This window comes from Streptomyces sp. NPDC021224 (assembly GCF_044332905.1).
Classification (GTDB): domain Bacteria; phylum Actinomycetota; class Actinomycetes; order Streptomycetales; family Streptomycetaceae; genus Actinacidiphila.
In genome coordinates this window covers 146,902-163,717 of the sequence record NZ_JBIRPW010000007.1, presented here as the reverse complement: position 1 = coordinate 163,717, position 16,816 = coordinate 146,902, and the positions used below count along the sequence as shown (strand labels likewise).

Annotated in this window: 15 protein-coding genes; 6 read left to right on the top strand and 9 right to left on the bottom strand. The window is 74.3% G+C overall.

The window, feature by feature from the left end; genetic code table 11:
* Window positions 1-73: 73 nt before the first annotated feature.
* The gene (locus tag ACH4PY_RS19475; protein WP_398183875.1) at window positions 74-250 is read left to right on the top strand and encodes a hypothetical protein; all 177 of its coding nucleotides are present in this window, start codon (window positions 74-76) and stop codon (window positions 248-250) included.
* 7 nt (window positions 251-257) lie between these two features.
* Here ACH4PY_RS19475 and ACH4PY_RS19470 read toward each other — a convergent pair whose 3' ends face one another.
* Complete coding sequence (locus ACH4PY_RS19470) at window positions 258-1,163, bottom strand: LysR family transcriptional regulator (protein ID WP_398183872.1); 906 nt, start codon at window positions 1,161-1,163, stop codon at window positions 258-260.
* A gap of 87 nt (window positions 1,164-1,250) precedes the next feature.
* Between ACH4PY_RS19470 and ACH4PY_RS19465 the strand changes: the two genes are divergently transcribed.
* Both ACH4PY_RS19465 and ACH4PY_RS19460 read left to right on the top strand, forming a co-directional pair.
* Complete coding sequence (locus ACH4PY_RS19465; RefSeq protein WP_398183869.1) at window positions 1,251-2,897, top strand: MFS transporter; 1,647 nt, start codon at window positions 1,251-1,253, stop codon at window positions 2,895-2,897.
* Window positions 2,898-2,943: 46 nt separating this feature from the next.
* The gene (locus ACH4PY_RS19460; RefSeq protein WP_398183866.1) at window positions 2,944-3,168 is read left to right on the top strand and encodes a hypothetical protein; all 225 of its coding nucleotides are present in this window, start codon (window positions 2,944-2,946) and stop codon (window positions 3,166-3,168) included.
* Window positions 3,169-3,218: 50 nt separating this feature from the next.
* Here ACH4PY_RS19460 and ACH4PY_RS19455 read toward each other — a convergent pair whose 3' ends face one another.
* Window positions 3,219-3,878, bottom strand: a complete 660-nt coding sequence (locus ACH4PY_RS19455; protein ID WP_398183863.1) for an endonuclease — start codon at window positions 3,876-3,878, stop codon at window positions 3,219-3,221.
* A gap of 121 nt (window positions 3,879-3,999) precedes the next feature.
* Window positions 4,000-4,545: a cysteine hydrolase family protein gene (locus ACH4PY_RS19450; protein WP_398183860.1), complete on the bottom strand. Its 546-nt coding sequence runs from the start codon at window positions 4,543-4,545 to the stop codon at window positions 4,000-4,002.
* 185 nt (window positions 4,546-4,730) lie between these two features.
* Here ACH4PY_RS19450 and ACH4PY_RS19445 point away from each other — a divergent pair, with 185 nt between their 5' ends.
* A complete protein-coding gene (locus tag ACH4PY_RS19445; protein ID WP_398183857.1) occupies window positions 4,731-5,120 on the top strand; it encodes a DUF3040 domain-containing protein in 390 nt (129 codons plus the stop codon).
* 53 nt (window positions 5,121-5,173) lie between these two features.
* Here ACH4PY_RS19445 and ACH4PY_RS19440 read toward each other — a convergent pair whose 3' ends face one another.
* The 4 genes from ACH4PY_RS19440 to ACH4PY_RS19425 all read right to left on the bottom strand — a co-directional run bounded on the left by ACH4PY_RS19440 (window position 5,174) and on the right by ACH4PY_RS19425 (window position 10,178).
* Complete coding sequence (locus tag ACH4PY_RS19440) at window positions 5,174-6,841, bottom strand: SpoIIE family protein phosphatase (RefSeq protein ID WP_398183854.1); 1,668 nt, start codon at window positions 6,839-6,841, stop codon at window positions 5,174-5,176.
* A gap of 161 nt (window positions 6,842-7,002) precedes the next feature.
* Window positions 7,003-8,688, bottom strand: coding sequence for an alpha/beta fold hydrolase (locus ACH4PY_RS19435; protein ID WP_398183851.1), 1,686 nt, complete (start codon window positions 8,686-8,688; stop codon window positions 7,003-7,005).
* Between the two features lie 93 nt (window positions 8,689-8,781).
* Complete coding sequence (locus tag ACH4PY_RS19430) at window positions 8,782-9,339, bottom strand: TetR/AcrR family transcriptional regulator (RefSeq protein WP_398183848.1); 558 nt, start codon at window positions 9,337-9,339, stop codon at window positions 8,782-8,784.
* 56 nt (window positions 9,340-9,395) lie between these two features.
* The gene (locus ACH4PY_RS19425; RefSeq protein ID WP_398183845.1) at window positions 9,396-10,178 is read right to left on the bottom strand and encodes a class I SAM-dependent methyltransferase; all 783 of its coding nucleotides are present in this window, start codon (window positions 10,176-10,178) and stop codon (window positions 9,396-9,398) included.
* Between the two features lie 246 nt (window positions 10,179-10,424).
* Between ACH4PY_RS19425 and ACH4PY_RS19420 the strand changes: the two genes are divergently transcribed.
* On the top strand, window positions 10,425-11,588 hold the full coding sequence (locus ACH4PY_RS19420) for a hypothetical protein (RefSeq protein ID WP_398183843.1): 1,164 nt from the start codon (window positions 10,425-10,427) through the stop codon (window positions 11,586-11,588).
* A gap of 91 nt (window positions 11,589-11,679) precedes the next feature.
* Here the strand turns inward: ACH4PY_RS19420 and ACH4PY_RS19415 are convergent, their stop codons facing one another.
* Window positions 11,680-12,291: a GNAT family N-acetyltransferase gene (locus tag ACH4PY_RS19415; RefSeq protein WP_398183840.1), complete on the bottom strand. Its 612-nt coding sequence runs from the start codon at window positions 12,289-12,291 to the stop codon at window positions 11,680-11,682.
* 106 nt (window positions 12,292-12,397) lie between these two features.
* Window positions 12,398-13,843 carry a glycosyl hydrolase gene (locus tag ACH4PY_RS19410; protein WP_398183837.1) on the bottom strand — a complete coding sequence of 482 codons (1,446 nt, stop codon included), beginning with the start codon at window positions 13,841-13,843 and terminating at the stop codon, window positions 12,398-12,400.
* A 497-nt stretch (window positions 13,844-14,340) separates the two neighbouring features.
* Here ACH4PY_RS19410 and ACH4PY_RS19405 point away from each other — a divergent pair, with 497 nt between their 5' ends.
* The gene (locus ACH4PY_RS19405; protein WP_398183834.1) at window positions 14,341-16,692 is read left to right on the top strand and encodes a glycosyl hydrolase; all 2,352 of its coding nucleotides are present in this window, start codon (window positions 14,341-14,343) and stop codon (window positions 16,690-16,692) included.
* Window positions 16,693-16,816: the final 124 nt, after the last annotated feature.

Sequence of the window (16,816 nt, the reverse complement as noted above, 5' to 3'; positions counted from 1 at the left end):
GAGGACGCATCGTCGCCCGCCCCGGCTCTTCGTTCCCGGGCGGGCCGAGTGGGGGAAGAAGGGTGCGTGCCCGATGGTGATCGGGCTCCTCTCCGCAGTGGCCGCCGTCCTCTACGGCGGCACGGTCTCCGTCCTCGCCTTCACCGCGACCTTCGCACGCCGCCCCGCCCTGCGCGGCGCGGCCCGCAGCACCCTCGCCGTCCTGGTGCGGGGCGCGGCGGCGGGAAGGGGGGCCGGACCGCTCGGCTGACCGCACGTCAGTCCAGGGCGGCGGCCAGGGTCGTGCGCAGCCAGCGGTGGGCGGGGTCGGCGTCGAGCCGGGCGTGCCACTGCTGGCGCACGTCGATCGCGGGCAGCGGGGCCGGGACGGGGAACCAGCGCAGCCCCAGCCCGTCCGCGTACGACTCGGCCAGCCGCCGCGGCACCAGCCCCACGTACGGGCTGGACGCCACCAGCAGCGCCGCCACCGCGAAGGTCGGCACCACGACGGCGACCCGGCGGCGCAGCCCCGCCGCCTCCAGGACGTCGTCGAGCGGGCCCCGGCCGCGTCCCCGGCGGGAGGCCGAGACGTGCGGGGGCCCGCACAGCTCGCGCAGGGTCGGCGGACGCCCGCGGCCCAGCGGGCTCGTGGCGCGCACCACCGCGACGACCTGCTCGCGGTAGAGCCGCGCCGACCGGACGTCGGGCGCCGCGTCCTCGCCGACGCCGATGTCCAGATCGACGCTGCCGTCCCGCAGCGCCTCCACGCTCTCGGCGCCCTCGGCCACGAACCGCAGCACCACGCCCGGCGCGGCCGCCGAGATCGCCGCCACGGCCGCGGCAGCGAGCGTCGCGGCCACCCCGTCGTTGATCCGGACGGTGAAGGTGCGCTCCAGGTCCGCGGGCCTGACCTCGCGGTCCGCGCTGACCAGCGCGGCGGCCTCGTCCAGCAGCGAGCGCACCCGCGGTGCGACGCGCAGCGCGTACGGCGTCGGCGCCATGCCGCGCCCGGCCCGCACCAGCACCGGGTCGCCCATGGCCCGCCGCAGCCGGGCGAGGGCGCGGCTGGTCGCCGGGACGGACAGATGCAGCCGCTCGGCGGCGGCCGTCACGCTCGACTCGGCCAGCAGGGCGTCGAAGACCCGCAGGAGGTTGAGGTCGAGTTCGGCGGACGGAACGGTCACACGGGGAGTGTAGATTGCGTGCCACGCAACGGTGGCTTGTCAAAGTTGCGTGGCGGGAAAGTGTCCGCTCTTTCTAGCGTCGCGGGCATGGGAACCAACGGACTCGAACGCCCCGCGGACCGCGCGCCCGCGGCCCCGCCCCCGGTACCGCCCGCCGCGCCGCCCGCGCGCCACCAGGGCGCGGCGCTCGCGCTGATGTGCGCCTGCGTCGTCCTCGTCGTCGGCACGGTCGCCGCCGTCAACCTCACCGTCCCGATGCTCGCGGCGAGCGCCCTGCACCCGTCGGCCTCCGCGCTGGTGTGGATCGTCGACACCTATGTGGTGGTCTTCGCGTGCCTGGTCATACCCGGTGGCGCGGCCGGCGACCGGTTCGGCCGCAAGGGCGTGCTGCTCGCCGGACTCGTGCTCTTCGCGTGCGGCGCGCTGCTGTCGGCCCTCGCCCCCGGGCTGCCGCTGCTGCTCGCCGGGCGCGCGGTCACCGGTGTCGGCGCCGCGGCCGTGCTGCCCAACACCCTCGCGGTGCTGCTGCACGCGGTGCCGCGCGAGCGCGCGGGCGCGGCCGTCGCGACCTGGGCCGCGATGACCGGCGTCGGCGGGGTCGCGGGCAACGTCGGGGGCGGCACGGTGCTGGACGCGGGGTCGTGGCGCTGGCTGTTCGCCGCGGGTGTGCCAGCCGCCCTGCTGCTGGCCGCGCTCACCGCGCGACTCGTCCCGGTCTCCGCCCGGCACGCCCGCCGCCTGGACCCGCCGGGCACGGCGCTGCTGGTCGCCGCGTCCGTGGCGCTGCTGGTTGGCATCGTGCAGGGCCCGGAGTCCGGCTGGGGGAGCCCGGTCGTGATCGGCGGCTTCGTGGGAGCCGCCCTGCTGTTCACCGCGTGGACGCTGGTGGAGCTGCGCGTCGCGGACCCGCTGTTCGACCCGCGCCTGCTGCGCGTGCCCGGGCTGCGCGCCGCCTGCCTGGGCATGACGGCCGTCTTCTTCGGGATGTTCGCCCTCTTCTACGTCAACGCCTCCTTCCTCCAGTACGGCAAGGGGTTCGGGGTGCTGCGCACCGGGCTCGGCGTGATCCCGCTGACCGGGCCGGTCATTGTCGCCGCCCGGTACACCGGCGCCCTCGTCCGGCGGATCGGGCTGGACGCGACCACCGCGCTCGCCTTCGCCTTCACCGGCGGCGGCCTGCTGGGTCTGTCCCTAAGCGGCACCGGCACGCCGTACGCGGTGTACGCCTGCTGGCTCGTCGTCACCGGCGTCGGTGTGGCCCTCGCGCTGCCCACGCTCTCGGGCGCCATCGCGGGCTCGCTGCCGCCGGACCGGGCGGGCGTGGGCGCCGGACTCCAGGCGACGACCCGGGAGTTCGGCAGCGCGCTGGGCGTCGCGGTCATCGGCACCGTTCTGACCGCGCGTTTCACCGCGGCCCTGCCGGAGGCCGTCCGCGCGCACGGCGACCCGCACACCGTCGCCCAGGCGCTGGCCGTGGCGGGCCCGGCGCACCGTCCCGCGGTCGTCACCGCGTTCGTCACGGCCGCGGACACCGGACTGCGTGTCGTCGGCGCGTCCGTGCTGGTGCTCGGCGCTCGTGACCCTCCCCGGCCTGCTGCGGCGGCGTCGGCTCCCGAGGCCGCAGTGAACGGCGGGGCGGGTGCGGGGAGGGGGGCGAACGAGGCTTCCTATTGGTCTGGACCTCTTGGTGCGGCGGCGGCTAGCATGCGAGCGACATCGCACCACCTCCCATGAGATATGACGTTATGTCAGCACGTCTCGACACAAAAGGAGTTGGCACGTGAAGCGACGTATCGCAACGGCCGCCGTCGCCGCAGCCGCGGCCGCCGTCCTCGCCCCCCTCGCCACCGCGACCTCCGCCCACGCGGCGGGCGAATGGCGCACCCAGGGCGTCTACTACACCTACGACCAGTGCCAGGCCGCCGGGATCGCCGGCTACAACCTCTGGGGCCCGAACTTCCTGTGCCAGAGCTCCGGCGGCTACGTCTACCTGCTGGTCCACTGACGGCCCGTCCGCCGCGCGCCGCCCGGCCGGGCGGCACGCGGCGGACGCGTTCAGCGCGCGGCCTCGCGGACCGTCTCGGGGCCCTTCCTGTCCAGCGAGACCCGTACCAGCGCGGCCGCGAGCACCGCCGGATCGGTCTCCGCGTCCTCCGCGAGACCGGCGAGCCTCCCCGGCGAGCGCGGCAGTCCCAGCGCACCGGCGCCCTGCTCGGCCTTCGCGCCGAAGTAGGGGGCGACCTGCGGCCACACCGTCTGCACCTCGCGCAGGAAGATGTCCGCACCGGCCGGACCGATGCCGGGGAAGTCGCGCAGGCGCCCGCGGATCTCCGCCACGTCGCCGTCCGCGGCGTCGCGCAGCCGGCGCAGATCGCCGCCGTAGCGCTCCTGCGCCAGGTCGGCGCCCTCGCCGAGCCGGGTCGCGGTGCTCTCGTCGTAGCGGCGGTAGCCGCCCCGGCCGAGCGCGTCGACCCGCTGCTGCCACGTGGCGTCCGCCATCCCGCGCGGATCGCGCATGCCCGCCGCGGACAGCTCCTTCGCCGCGGCCACCGCGATGTCGGCCCTGATCCGGGCGCTCAGCAGATCCGCGAGCACCAGCAGCCGGTAGAGCGGCTGCGGGGTGTCCCGCATACGGATCCCCGCCTGCTCGGCGTACGTGCGGCCGTAGCCGTCCAGGAGCGCGTGCGTGATGTCCTGCCGGTCGGTCCCGGCCATGCGACCCACCTCCCACCTGGTGCGTAGGCCCTGCGGCTACCCGTGAGGAGCCGGCCGAACCCCGGTACGGCGGGCGATCCGCGTCCGGGCCGTCACCGGGCTGTCACCGGCCCGGCGGGCGTCACCAGCGCATGGCGTCGGTGTCCGTGAGCCGGGCGCCCATGTTGCGCTCCATCATCCGCAGCGCCGCGTCCGCCAGGTCGGCGTGGATGTGGGCCACGGCGTCGCGCAGCACCGTCACGTCCAGATGCCGGATGTGCGCGTCCAGCGCCGAGTAGAGCACGCACTGCTCGGTCGCCTGGCCGCACAGCACCACATGGCCGATGCGATGCTGCTGGAGCAGGTACTCCAGCGGTGTCTGGAAGAAGACCGAATGACGGGCCTTGACCACGAAGAGCGAGTCCTCGTCGGGCACCACGGGCCGCACCAGGTCGGCGTGCGGGCCGCGGAGCGCGGCCGCCACCAGCTCGTCGTGGTGGGAGCGCCAGCGGCCGAAGTTGTCGTTGACGTAGATCACCTCGGTGCCGTGCCGCCGGGCCCCGGCCAGTGCCCGGGTGACGGCGGGCAGCGCCTCCCGCACCGACGCGACCAGCAGATCCGCGTCCGGGTGGTCGTAGGTGCTGATCATGTCGACGACCACGAGCGCGCACCCCGTGTGCGTGTCCATCCCTCCATCGTGGCCCCGGCCCGGCGCTGCCGCCCCCCGGTGCGCGGTCCGGAGAAAAGCCCGGGATTCACCCGATTGGGCGGGTATGTCGCCGGGTAGTCGGTGGACATGAGCGGCCGAAGCCGCCGCTACGGTCAGTGAACGCCGGCGACGGTAGCCGGGCCCCTCGGGTGAGGAGGCGCACGATGGTCCTTTCCCTGCACGAACGACGAGTGATCGCCGACCTCGAACGGTTGCTCACCCGCGAGGATCCGAAGCTCTCCAAGACGCTCGCGGACTTCGGGCGCACCCGCCCGGAGCCGCTGCACCCACCGGCACCACCCGCGCCCGATGTCGAACCGGCCCCGGTGGAGCCCCCGCCGCGCGCCGGGCGCTCCGGCCGGGTCACCGCGTGGGCGAGCGTCCTCGCGCTGGTGCTGCTCTTCGCGGCCCTCGCCCTGTCGGCGGCCGCGCAGCTGCTCGCCGCGAGCGTGTGCGCACTGGCGGGCGTGGCGAGCTGGGCGGTCTACCGCGCCGGTCGGCACCGCCGCGCCGAGCCGCCGCCCCCGCCCCCGGGTATGGGTCCGGGCGGCTGAACCGCCCGCGGCACCAGGCGTACGGCCCCCGTCCGCGGCGCACGTGCCGCCGGTCAGCCGGAGAGCGGCTGCTCGGCCCAGATGGTCTTGCCCTGGGTGGTGTAGCGGGTGCCCCAGGTGTCGGCGAGCTGGGCCACCAAGAAGAGGCCGCGGCCGCCCTCGTCCAGCCCGCCGGCGTGCCGCAGGTGCGGCGACGTGCTGGAGGTGTCGGTGACCTCGCACACGAGCCGGTCGGTACGGATCAGCCGCAGGGTCAGCGGCGGACGGCCGTAGCGGATCGCGTTGGTGACCAGCTCGCTGACGATGAGCTGCGTCGTCGGCGCCTCCTCGGCGGCGTTCCACAGCGTCAGCTGCTCGGCGGCCAGGTCGCGGGCCCGCGACACCGAGGCGGGCTCCGGCGGCACCTCCCACGACACGACGTCGCGCCCCGGCACGGGCCGCGGCCGGGCGAGCAGCAGCACGCCGTCCTCCTCGCCGGACCGCACCGGCCCGATCGCGTCGACCGCGTGCGCGGCCAGCGCGTCCAGATCCTCCGCGGGACGGCCCAGGGCGCGCACCAGGGCGTCCGGCCCGTCGGCGCCGTCGTCGGTGCTGACCACACCGCGCGTGTAGAGGGCGAGGACTCCGTCCTCGGGCAGGTCGAGGCCGACCGACTCGAAGGTGCCGTGCTCGCCGAAGGGCGGCCCCACGGGCATGTCCACCGCCTCCGGCGGCCGGTCCGGCCGGACGACGAGCGGCGGCGGGTGCCCGGCGCTCGCGGCCTGACAGCGACCGGTCACCGGGTCGTAGAAGACCAGCAGGCACGTCGTGGTGGGTCCCGGACGCTCGCCCGAGGCCGCGTTCGTCGCCAGGATCTGCCGTACCAGGTGCTCCAGGTGCGTCAGCAGCTCGTCCGGCGCCAGATCCATGCTGAGCAGCGCGCGCACGGCGGTACGGGCCCGCCCGGCCCGCGCGACGGCCTGGATGCCGTGACCGGTCGCGTCCCCCGCGACGAGCGCGACCCGCGCGCTCGACAGCGCGATGACGTCGCACCAGCTGCCGCCCTTGCCCTTGTACAGCCGCCCCGGCAGATAGCGCCGGGTGTGCTCCATGGAGGGGTGGGCCGGGACGACGTCGCGCAGCAGCGCGTGCCGCAGGGACTGCCGCGAACGCGCCGAGCGCGCCTCCCGGCGGGCGTTGTCCAGGCAGACCGCGCCGTGCACCGCCACCGCGGCGGCCAGCTCCAGGTCGCCCGGCGCGAACGGGGGCGCTCCGGGTCCGCGGTAGAGGTGGAGCAGGCCGAGCGCGGTCCCGTGCGCCGTCAGCGGCAGGGCGGCGAGCGCGTGCGCGGGCCGCGCGTCGGGGACGAGCCACGGCGTGTCGGGCCCCGTGCCCGACTCCAGCAGCGGCATCCCGCCGGTCAGCGAGCGGGCGTACGGGCTGCCCGGCGGATACGTCATGTCGGCGCCCACGGGCACCTCGCCGGGCACGCCGCCGCCCGCGCGGCAGGAGGCCGCCCGCCGCAGGCCCGCCGCCGCACCGTCGACCGGGCCGGGCGGCGGCACGTCGCCGTCCACCACGCCGTCCAGCAGGTCGACCGCGGCGAAGTCCGCGAGTCCGGGTACGACGGCGCGCACCAGCTCGTCCGCGGTGCGCAGCACGTCCGCGGTCGTGCCGACCGAGACGACGGCCGCGCGCAGCAGGTCGCTCCCCGCCGGATGCCGCTCATCGGGCCTGGCCACGCCCCCAGTCTCGGCGGACGGCCGAACCGCCGCCACCGGTGACCCGGCGAGCGGGTGAGGCGTCATCAGGGCGTTCCCGCCCGTGCGGACAGCCGGCTTCCCGGACGCGGGCGGGGCCCCGCCGGAAGGCGCCCGGCCGCGTCGGGCGGCGCGCTCTGCGCTCACCGGGGCGGCACGGCCGCCGCGGGGCCGAGGTGGCGGGCGAGCTGCGCCGGATGGGTGAGCTGCGGGTAGTGGCCTGCGCCGGCGATCTCGGTCACCGGGGTGCCGACCGGCACGGTCAGCGGGTCGGCGGCGCCCACGACCATCTCGACGGGGACCTCCACCCGGGGCAGGAGCGAGCGCGACAGCTCGCGTGCGGCGTGGTCCGTGCGCAGGGCCCCGACCACGCGGCGCGCGGCTCCCGGGCGCCGCAGGTCGGCTGCGGCGCCGGCCACCTCGGGTCCCTCCGGGAGGCCGAGCGCCGCGGCCAGCCGGGCGGCAGACATGCGGCGCAGGGCCGGCACCGCGATCCGCGAGCGGGTGAGCCGCCCGGCGGGGGCCTGGAGGAACGAGGGGGAGACGAGCACGAGCTTGCGGATGCGTTCCGGACGCGCGGCGGCGAAGCGCAGCGCGGGCCCGCAGGCCAGGGAGTGCGCGACCAGTACGGGCCGGGTCCTGACCGGGCGCATGAGGTCGGCCAGCCACTCCTCAACCGGCCGGGAGGAGGCGGCCGACCGTCCCAGTCCGGGCAGGTCGGGGGCCAGGACCGGGCCGGTCAGGCGCGCGGCGAGAGGTGCCCAGAGGTCGGCGTTCATCGGCAGCCCGTGCAGCAGGACGTGGTCCGGCCGGTGGCGCTCGCCGGTCACCCAGGTACGGGAGCCCGCGACGGACCGGAAGCCGTACGGCCGTATCCCGGGGGTGGCGGCGCCGAAGCGGGCGGCCACCAGGTCGTCGGCCCAGGTGCGCAGCGCGTCCGCGACCGGCGGCATCTCCAGGCCGGCGCTTGCGGCGAAGGCCGCGGCGGAGGCCGTCGGGTAGCGGTCCGCCGACAGGAAGGAGAGCGTCTCCGGGTCCGCGCCGGTGAGCTTGCGCGGCAGACGCCGCAACAGGCCGACGGGGACAAAGCGGCGGGGCGCCCGTACGCCCATGTGGTCGGCGATCGTGCCGATCAGCCCGGGGAGGAGGGGGGTGGCGTCGTCGAGCACCCAGTAGTGCTCGCCCGCGGGCGCCGCGGGGATCTCCGCGAGGAAGCGCGCGAAGTAGCCGACGGTGACGACCGGCACGAAGACGTCCGGACCGCCGGGCAGCGCGGGGAGCCGCCCGTTCCACAGGTTCTCCACGAGGGCGGCCGGGCCGACGTACTGCCCCGGCCCGATCACGCTGCTGGGATTGGCGAGGGTCAGGGGTACGTCCAGCGCGTGGGCCCGAGCGCGTACCGCGAGATCCCCCTCGAACTTCGAGGCCTCGTACGCGCCCAGCCCGGCGTAGTCGGGGCGGCCCTCGGGCGCGCTCACCCGGTAACCGCTGACGTGCACGAGCCTGCGCGGCCGCGGCAGCGTGGCGGCCCATTCGAGCACGTTGAGCGCCCCGGTGACATTGGCCGCCCGTGCCTCGTCCACCCCGAGGCCGAAGGCGTAGCGGGCCGCGCAGTTGTAGACGACCCGCGCGTCGGGCAGTCCGCCGAGCGGTCGCGTGATGTCGGCGGTGGCGACGGTCAGGCCGCCGGTGCCGATGCCCTGGCCGGTGAGCCAGGGGGTGAGGGTGTCGTTGCGGACGACGGCCGCCACCCGCTGTCCCCTGCCGAGCAGTTCGGCGACCAGGGAGCGGCCGATGAAGCCGGTGGCGCCGAAGACGATCGCGTCCATGACGACCTCCTAATAGATCGGTCTACATATTTTGAGGGCCGCAAAAGGCCCGCCACCGGGATCCGCCGGGAGCGGCGGTGGCGGCGGGCGGTCTCAGCCGAGCAATGCGGTGATCTGACGGGCGACGGACGCCAGCGGGGCGCGGCTGCGGTGCGTCCTGGCCAGCAGGAGCGCCCCCTCGATCAGCGCCAGGACGGTGACCGCGAGGTCGTCGGCGTCCGCGCGGCCCTCCAGCCGTGCGCGCAAGGTCGCCTCCCACTGGGTGTAGACCTCCGAGCAGGCCTTCTGCAGCGGATCGCTGGTCGCGGCCACCTCCAGTGCCACGGTGGCCACCGGACACCCCTTGCGCCAGCCCGACTCCTCCAGCCGGTCGCCGAGGTGCCGCAGCACCGCGTCGACGAACTCCGCCGCGGACGCGGGGGAGTCGGCCAGCGCCTCCATGGCGCCGTTGACCGACCGCCCGGCCTGCCGCAGTGACGTCCCGACCAACTCGTCCTTGCCGCCGGGGAAGTGGAAGTAGAGCGACCCGCGGGGCGCCCCGCTGGCCGCGACCACCTGGTTGAGCCCGGCGCTGAAGTATCCGCCGGTCTCGATCAGTTCCCGCGTCGCCTCCGTCAGCCGGTCCCGCGTCTCGGCGCCCTTCTGTCCCATGGGGCGAGAATAGACCGGCCTACATATTTCCTCAAGCGAGCCTCTGCGAACAGGAGTCACCGGCGTGCCGTCCGCCAGGTGAGGGCGCGGAACGGGAGGTCGAAGCCGTCGTCCGGGCCGATGCCGAGTTCGGCGCAGAGCGTGTCCAGGGCTCGGGCCAGCAGGGCACGGCGATCCTCCTCGGGCAGCAGGATGACACGGCTGTAGGTGCCGAGCAGCGCCGCCGCCTCGACCGGGGTCGTACGGCGGGTGGTGGTGAAGACGGCGTGCTCCGGCGCGTCGAAGGGCGAGTCCGCGTGCTCCAGCGCCGCGCGCAGCATCTCCCCGCGGCGCTCCGAGCGGCCCCCGGGCGCCTGCCCGCCGCCGCTGCGGCCGAGGGCGCCCGTCCAGCGGTCCACCCATTCGACGTCGCGGTCGACACCGTTCCAGACGATGCCGAGCCGCCCGCCGGGCCGCAGCACCCGGGCGATCTCCGGAACGGCCCGGTCGGTGTCGAACCAGTGCCAGGCGGAGGAGACGATCACCGCGTCCACGGCCGCGTCGGACAGCGGGATCGACTCCGCGGTGCCGCGCCGGACATCGGCGTCCGGGAGGCGCTCGGCGAGCACCGCGCGCATCCGGTCGTCCGGCTCGACCGCGTACACCCGCGGTACGCGGGACGGCAGCAGCGCGGTGAGGGTGCCCGCGCCGGCCGCGAGGTCGAGGACCGCGGACGGGCGCTCCGGCAGCATCCAGTCGATCGCCTCGTGCTGCGGGGCCGGGCGGAGCCGGCCGTAGTCCTCGGCGACGCGCCCGAAGGCGGCCGCGCGCTCCGGGGTGGAGGGGGAGGGAGTGGTCATGGCGGGTGCCTCCGTCGGGTGGGACGTCCGGACGGCAGTAGACCACGGCCCCGGGGCCCGGGGGCCGCGGCACCCGGGCGGACGGCCGGGCGGCCGGGCGGCCGGGCGGTGTCCCGACGACCGGTGAACGGAGGAGTTCCCTGCAACCGTTGTCCGGGCCACGGCCTCTCTCACTGTGCACGGGCGCCGGGCCGCCGGCCCGGCACACGCCCGATGCGCCGAACCGACCGAGGGGGAGCACGGACGATGGCACACGCAGCAGTGACCGTCAGACGCGGAATCGCGGCGGCGTTGGCGGGAGCCGGGGTCGGCGCGCTGGCGCTGAGCGGTACGGCGGCGGCCGAGCCGGTGGGGGGCAGGCCGTGGGTGGAGACGCCGACGGGGCAGGTGTCGATGATGACGGTGGCCCAGCAGGGCCCTTCGGTCACCTGGGCCGGGGGCGCCACCGTCGTCACCGACCCCGACGGGGGGATCTCGTTCACCCCGACCCTGTACGAGCGCGATCTCGGCAAGGGCGGGAAATGGCGGCAGCTGTCGCTGCCGGGCGCGGGCGCGTGGAACAGCAGGATCAACGACATCGCCACCGCCGCCGACGGCTCGGCCTTCTTCGTCGGCGACCAGGGGGCGGACGGCCAGGGCGTGCTGGTCGGGCGCTACACCGGCGGCCACTGGCGCCTGACCGCGGACAAGGGCCTGCCCGCCGGAACCGTCGAGGCCGCCCTCCTGTCGGTGAGCGCGGTCTCCGCGACGGACGCCTGGGCGGTGGGGCAGGGCTACACCGAGGACACCTTTGCGGCCGTCCCCGTGGTGCAGCACTGGGACGGCAGGCGGTGGCGTTCCGTACGGATCCCGGGATCCCAGGACTGGAGCCTGAACCAGGTGGACGAGGTGGCGCCGGACGACGTCTGGGTGGTCGGCGTGGACGAGGCCACCGGCCAGTCCGTCGCCGCGCACTGGGACGGACACCGCTGGACCCGCACGCCGACCCCGGCCTTCCCCGACTCCGCCGTCCTCTTCGACGTCGCCGCCCGCACCCCCGACGACGTATGGGCCGTCGGCTGGTCCCGCGACACCGACAAGCAGCGACCGGCGGGCCTCGCCCTGCACTGGGACGGCACCGCGTGGACCGAGGTGCGACTGCCGCGGGGCACGTTCGCCCTCCAGTCCGTGGCTCTGCGGGGCAGGAACGGAGTCGTCGTCGTGGGCGGCATCGACGACGGCGCCGTAGGCCTGAGCCTCACCTCCACGGGCGGCTGGAAGTCCCTCGGCCTGCCCGAGAGCGACCCGCAACTGCCGCTGGGCGTCGGCGCCGTGGCGGCCTCCGGCAACCACCTGACCGTCGTCGGCTGGCACTACGTGTCGAGCGACGGCGGCGACAGCTTCGCCAACGGCACCATCCTGACCCGGTAGGACCGGCCCGCCCGTCGGCCGACACGCGCGTGCGCCCTGGGAGTCCTCCACGGGGCCGGGGCGCCCGCCGTGTCGCAGGCGAGCGGTGCCGTCAGCGCCGGGCGGCCCCGGCGCCGGGCGGGGCCGCGGCCTGCCGGCCGGCTGCCGGAACGGTCGTGGGGTCCCATTCGCGGCGCAGGAGGCCGAAGATCCAGGAGTCGGAGACGTCGCCGTCGACGACGCAGTCCTCGCGGAGGGTGCCTTCGAGGACGAAGCCGAGCTTCTCCAGGACCCGGGCGGAGGCCGCGTTGCGGGTGTCGGCCTCGGCCTGGACGCGGTTCAGGTCCAGGGTGTCGAACGCCCACCGCAGGACGGCACGGGCGGTCTCCGTCGCGTAGCCGTGGCCCCACGCGGAGGCGTCGAAGACATAGCCCAGGGACGCGCTGCGGAAGTCCGGGTTCCAGCCGGTCAGACCGCACCAGCCGATGAACGCGCCGTCGTCGGCACGCTCGACGGCCAGCCGCGCCCCCGTGCCGTCCTCCTGCATCGTCCGGCAGGTCGCGAGGAAGCGCTGGGCGCGGGCCGGGTCGGTCCACGGCGGCGAGTCCCAGTACCGCAGCACGTGGGCGCTGCGGTGCAGCGCGTAGAGGGGCTCCGCGTCGGCGTCGGTGAAGGGCCGCAGCCGCAGGCGGGCGGTGCGCAGTTCGGGAGTGGGCAGTGTCATGCGGGGCATCCTGCCGTGTCGCGCCCGCCCCGGCCATCCGTTCGACGGGCCGGGGCGGGCGGGACGTGCGCGGGTGCCGGTGGTCCGGCGCCCTGGTTTGGTCTGCTCAGGCGGGCAGGTGCCAGAGCTGCCAGGCGTTGGTGTTGCGGTCCCAGATCTGCAGCCGGGTCCCGTTCGCCGTGGCACCCCCGGGCGCGTCGAGATAACGCCCGGACTGGGGGTTGCGCAGATGCCCGTCGGACTCCGCGACCCACTGCTGCGCACCCGAACCGTTGCAGTCCCACAGCTGCAGCTTCGTCCCGTTGGCGGTGCCCTGACCCGTCACGTCCAGGCACTTGCCCAGCGCGCGGACCGTACCGTCGGAACCGGCCGACCACACCTGCGCGGCCGTCCCGTTGCAGTCGTACAACTGCACCGCCGTCCCGTTCACCGAACTGCCGCCCGCCACATCCACACACCGGCCACCCACACCCGTGAACGCACCCGAACCCCCACCCGGAGGCGTCGTCGGAGGCGTCGTGCCGCCGCCCGCGGGAAGCGTGAACTGGCCCTGGCTGAGGACGCGCGAGGAGTTGAAGGTGGCCTGCAGCCCGGAGCTGGAGTTGGCCGAGGTGATGTAGTCGGCCCAGATCATGAACCAGGTCCACTGCGGCTGCGACGCGAGCTGCGACGGTGTGGGCACCGTGCCGACCTCCGCCAGGGAGACGGGCTTGCCGTGCGCGGTGTTGAGGATCGCCTGGTACCAGTCGCCGGTCGGGAAGCCGTGCACCCACGGGTCGAGGCTGGCCACGTCGACGTAGTTGTCACCGGGGTAGAAGCTGGAGACGCCGCCGGAACCGCCGTTGGCGTCGCTGTCCTTGACGTTCCACACCCAGATGATGTTGGTCAGGCCCTTGGACCGCAGGTAGTCGTGGGTGATCTGGAACAGCCGCGCGCTGCCGTTCGGCCCGGGACGGCCGCCCCACCACGCCCAGCCCTCGTTCATCTCGTGCAGCGGCCGGAACAGCACCGGGATGCCGGCGTCCTTGAGCTGCTGGAAATACGGGACGGCGGTGTTCAGCTTGGCCTTGTAGTCGTTGTTGAGCGTGGTGCCGTCGGTGACGAGCTGGCTCCACTCGGCGTCCGACATCGACGTGCCGTTGACACCGCCGTCGAAGGCGCAGGTGGCGACGTCGGGCCGGCACATGTGCCAGGTGAGGTTCACCAGCGAGCCGTTGGCCCACTCGGTCTTGGCCTGGTTGATCATCGTCTGCCGGTTGGCGATGTCGGTCGTGGTGAATCCCAACTCGCCGCCCCACAGTCCCGGCCACTTGCCGGTGATCGAGTGCGCCTGGGCGGTGTACTGCGACGGGTTGCTCAGCGGTTCCTTGTTGTGCACGCCGCTGATCGTGTGGTTGCCGCTGATCTGGTGCAGGTAGTCGACCACCGCGCCGGGGGTCGAGGCGCCGGTCGCGGACGCGGGTGACGAGGAGGTGGCCAGCCACGCGGCGCCCGCCAGTGGGATCACGGCCAGCAGGGCGGCAGCCTTGCGCCTGAAGATCTTCGACCTCAAGGGGTAACCCTCTCATGAGCAGTCATGGGGGTGGAACGTTGCATGTGCGTAGGCAACCGGGCCTGGCCGACTGGGCCGTGACGGCATCGCGGTCGCGCACCGAACTGACGCCAGAAGCTAGGACTGCGCCCTGCCGGTGTCAATGGAGCGGACCAATCCGGGTGTAAAACGTGCCAGCGGCGGGGGGCTCGCCGCCCTTCGCGACTGCCCCGGCAGCCCGCGGACCGCGCGCGCCGACGGGCTCCACGCCCCGCCACGGCACTTCCCACGCTCAAAGGCGAAGAAGCTGTGCAGTAGCGACACCCCAGGTCAGGCGGTATGCGGGTGATCGTGTCGGCGAGGCGGCCGGGAATTTTACTTGAACGATATATGGACACCGGCACACCCCGGGTCTACTGTGACGCCGCCCCCCTTCCGCACGGCCCCGCACCGGGCACGGCCGGGGCCGTGAGCAGGGCGCTCGGCAGATCACCCCTCCCCTCACGAAAGGCACCTCCATGTCCCTACGCGCCAGAACCCGCGCGCTGCTGGCCGGCACGGTGGCCGCAGTGGTCGCGGGCGTCACGCTCACCGTGACCGGCGGGAGCGCCGCCGCGGCACCGCCCGCCGCGTCCGGTGTGACCAAGGCCGACGAGATCGCCTACCTCAAGAGCCTGACCGGCAACCATGTCCTGTCCGGGCAGCAGGGCGGCGCCAACAGCAACCCCGCGCAGTGGATCGGCAAGGTCCACGACATCACCGGGAAGTACCCGGGCCTGTGGAACGGCGACTTCGGGTTCAGCCAGAACGACATCGACAACCGGCAGACCGTGATCAACGAGGCCGAGGCCGAGTGGAACGCGGGCGCGCTGCCCGGCCTGATGATGCACGCCTGCCGCCCCGACGTGGCCACCTGCGACTTCGAGGGCGGCTCCAACCCCGTCAACGGCAGCAAGCTGTCCGACGCCGAGTGGCAGCAGGTCATCACCGACGGCACCACGCTCAACACCGACTACAAGCACAAGCTCGACCAGTTCGTGCCCTACTTCCAGCAGCTCAAGGACGCCGGCATCCCGGTGCTGTTCCGGCCGCTGCACGAGATGAACGACGGCTGGGCGTGGTGGGGCGGCCGTCCCGGGCCGAACGGCAGCGCGCGGCTGTTCCAGATCACCCACGACTACCTGCAGTCCAAGGGCCTGGACAACATCATCTGGGTCTGGGCACTCAAGGACGTCCAGGGCGCCGCGTCCCAGGCGGCCGCCTACTACCCCGGTGACAACTACGTCGACGTGGTGGGCCTGGACGTGTGGTGGCAGAAGTTCCCGGCCACCGACTGGTACAACGCGCTGTCGGCCATCGCCGGCGGCAACAAGCCGATGGCCCTCGCGGAGGTCGGCAGCGTCCCGCAGCCCGCGCAGCTGTCGGCCCAGCCCAAGTGGGTCTACTGGAACGTGTGGCTGGATTACCTCACCAACTCCGGCTACAACACCAACGACTCGGTCAAGGCCGGCTACTACGACTCCCGGGTGCTCAGCCGCGGCGACATCCACATCCCGACCGGCACTCCGACGACGCCTCCGGGTGGGGGTTCGGGTGCGTTCACGGGTGTGGGTGGCCGGTGTGTGGATGTGGCGGGTGGCAGTTCGGTGAACGGGACGGCGGTGCAGTTGTACGACTGCAACGGGACGGCCGCGCAGGTGTGGTCGGCCGGTTCCGACGGTACGGTCCGCGCGCTGGGCAAGTGCCTGGACGTGACGGGTCAGGGCACCGCCAACGGGACGAAGCTGCAGCTGTGGGACTGCAACGGTTCGGGTGCGCAGCAGTGGGTCGCGGAGTCCGACGGGCATCTGCGCAACCCCCAGTCCGGGCGTTATCTCGACGCGCCCGGGGGTGCCACGGCGAACGGGACCCGGCTGCAGATCTGGGACCGCAACACCAACGCCTGGCAGCTCTGGCACCTGCCGCAGGGGGGCGGCACGACCACGCCGCCCGGCTCGTGCACCCCGAGCCTGGGCAGCGGGCAGTACAACACACCGGTGTCCTTCGGCGGCGTGACCTACCAGGTCCTGGTGCACGTCCCGGCCCGCGCCGCGGGGGAGCGGCTGCCGCTGGTCCTCGACCTGCACGGCAGCCAGTCCACCGGCGCCGGGCAGCTCGCGTACAGCGACATGGCGCCCACCGCCGACGCGGGCGGCTTCATCGTGGCCGCGCCCACCGGGGTGGTGCCCAGCGGCAGCGGGTACATCTGGAACGTCCCGTACGTCACGCCCAGCGGCACCCGTGACGACGTCGGCTTCCTGCGGCAGGTGATCGACACCCTCACCGCGAACGCCTGCGTCGATCCGGCCCGGGTGTACGCCACCGGCTACTCCGGGGGCGGCCGGATGACCTCCGCCCTGGGCTGCCTGCTCGCCGACCGGATCGCCGCGATCGCTCCGGTGGCCGGCGTCCGGGCCGGGCGGCCCGACCCCGCCGACCGCAGCAGGCCGGACCCGTCGACCTGCACCCCCTCGCGCGCCGTCCCGGTGATCGCCTTCCACGGGCAGCAGGACGCCACGAACCCGTACAACGGCGGCGGCGACACCACGGCCTGGCAGTACTCGGTGCCGGTGGCGCAGCAGACGTGGGCCGGGCTCGACGGGTGCACGGCGGGGCCCGCCGTGAGCCAGGTCAGCACCCATGTGAGCAGGACGGTGTACAGCGGCTGCCGGGACGGCGCCGAGGTGCAGCTCTACACGGTCTCCGACGGCGGCCATACCTGGCCGGGCTCCCCGCAGGACAACGGAAACGGGACCGTCACGCACGAGATCAGCGCCGACAGCCTGATGTGGCAGTTCTTCCAGCAGCACCCTCTGCCGGGATCCTCCTGAGCACCTGATCGTACGTTTTACCCGACCGATTCAAGCGACCCGGCGCCGGGATCGTCAAGACCGGCGCCGTCCCCGTACACCGGAAGGCCGAACAGTGCCTCCTGGTGAGAGAAGTTAAGTAAAG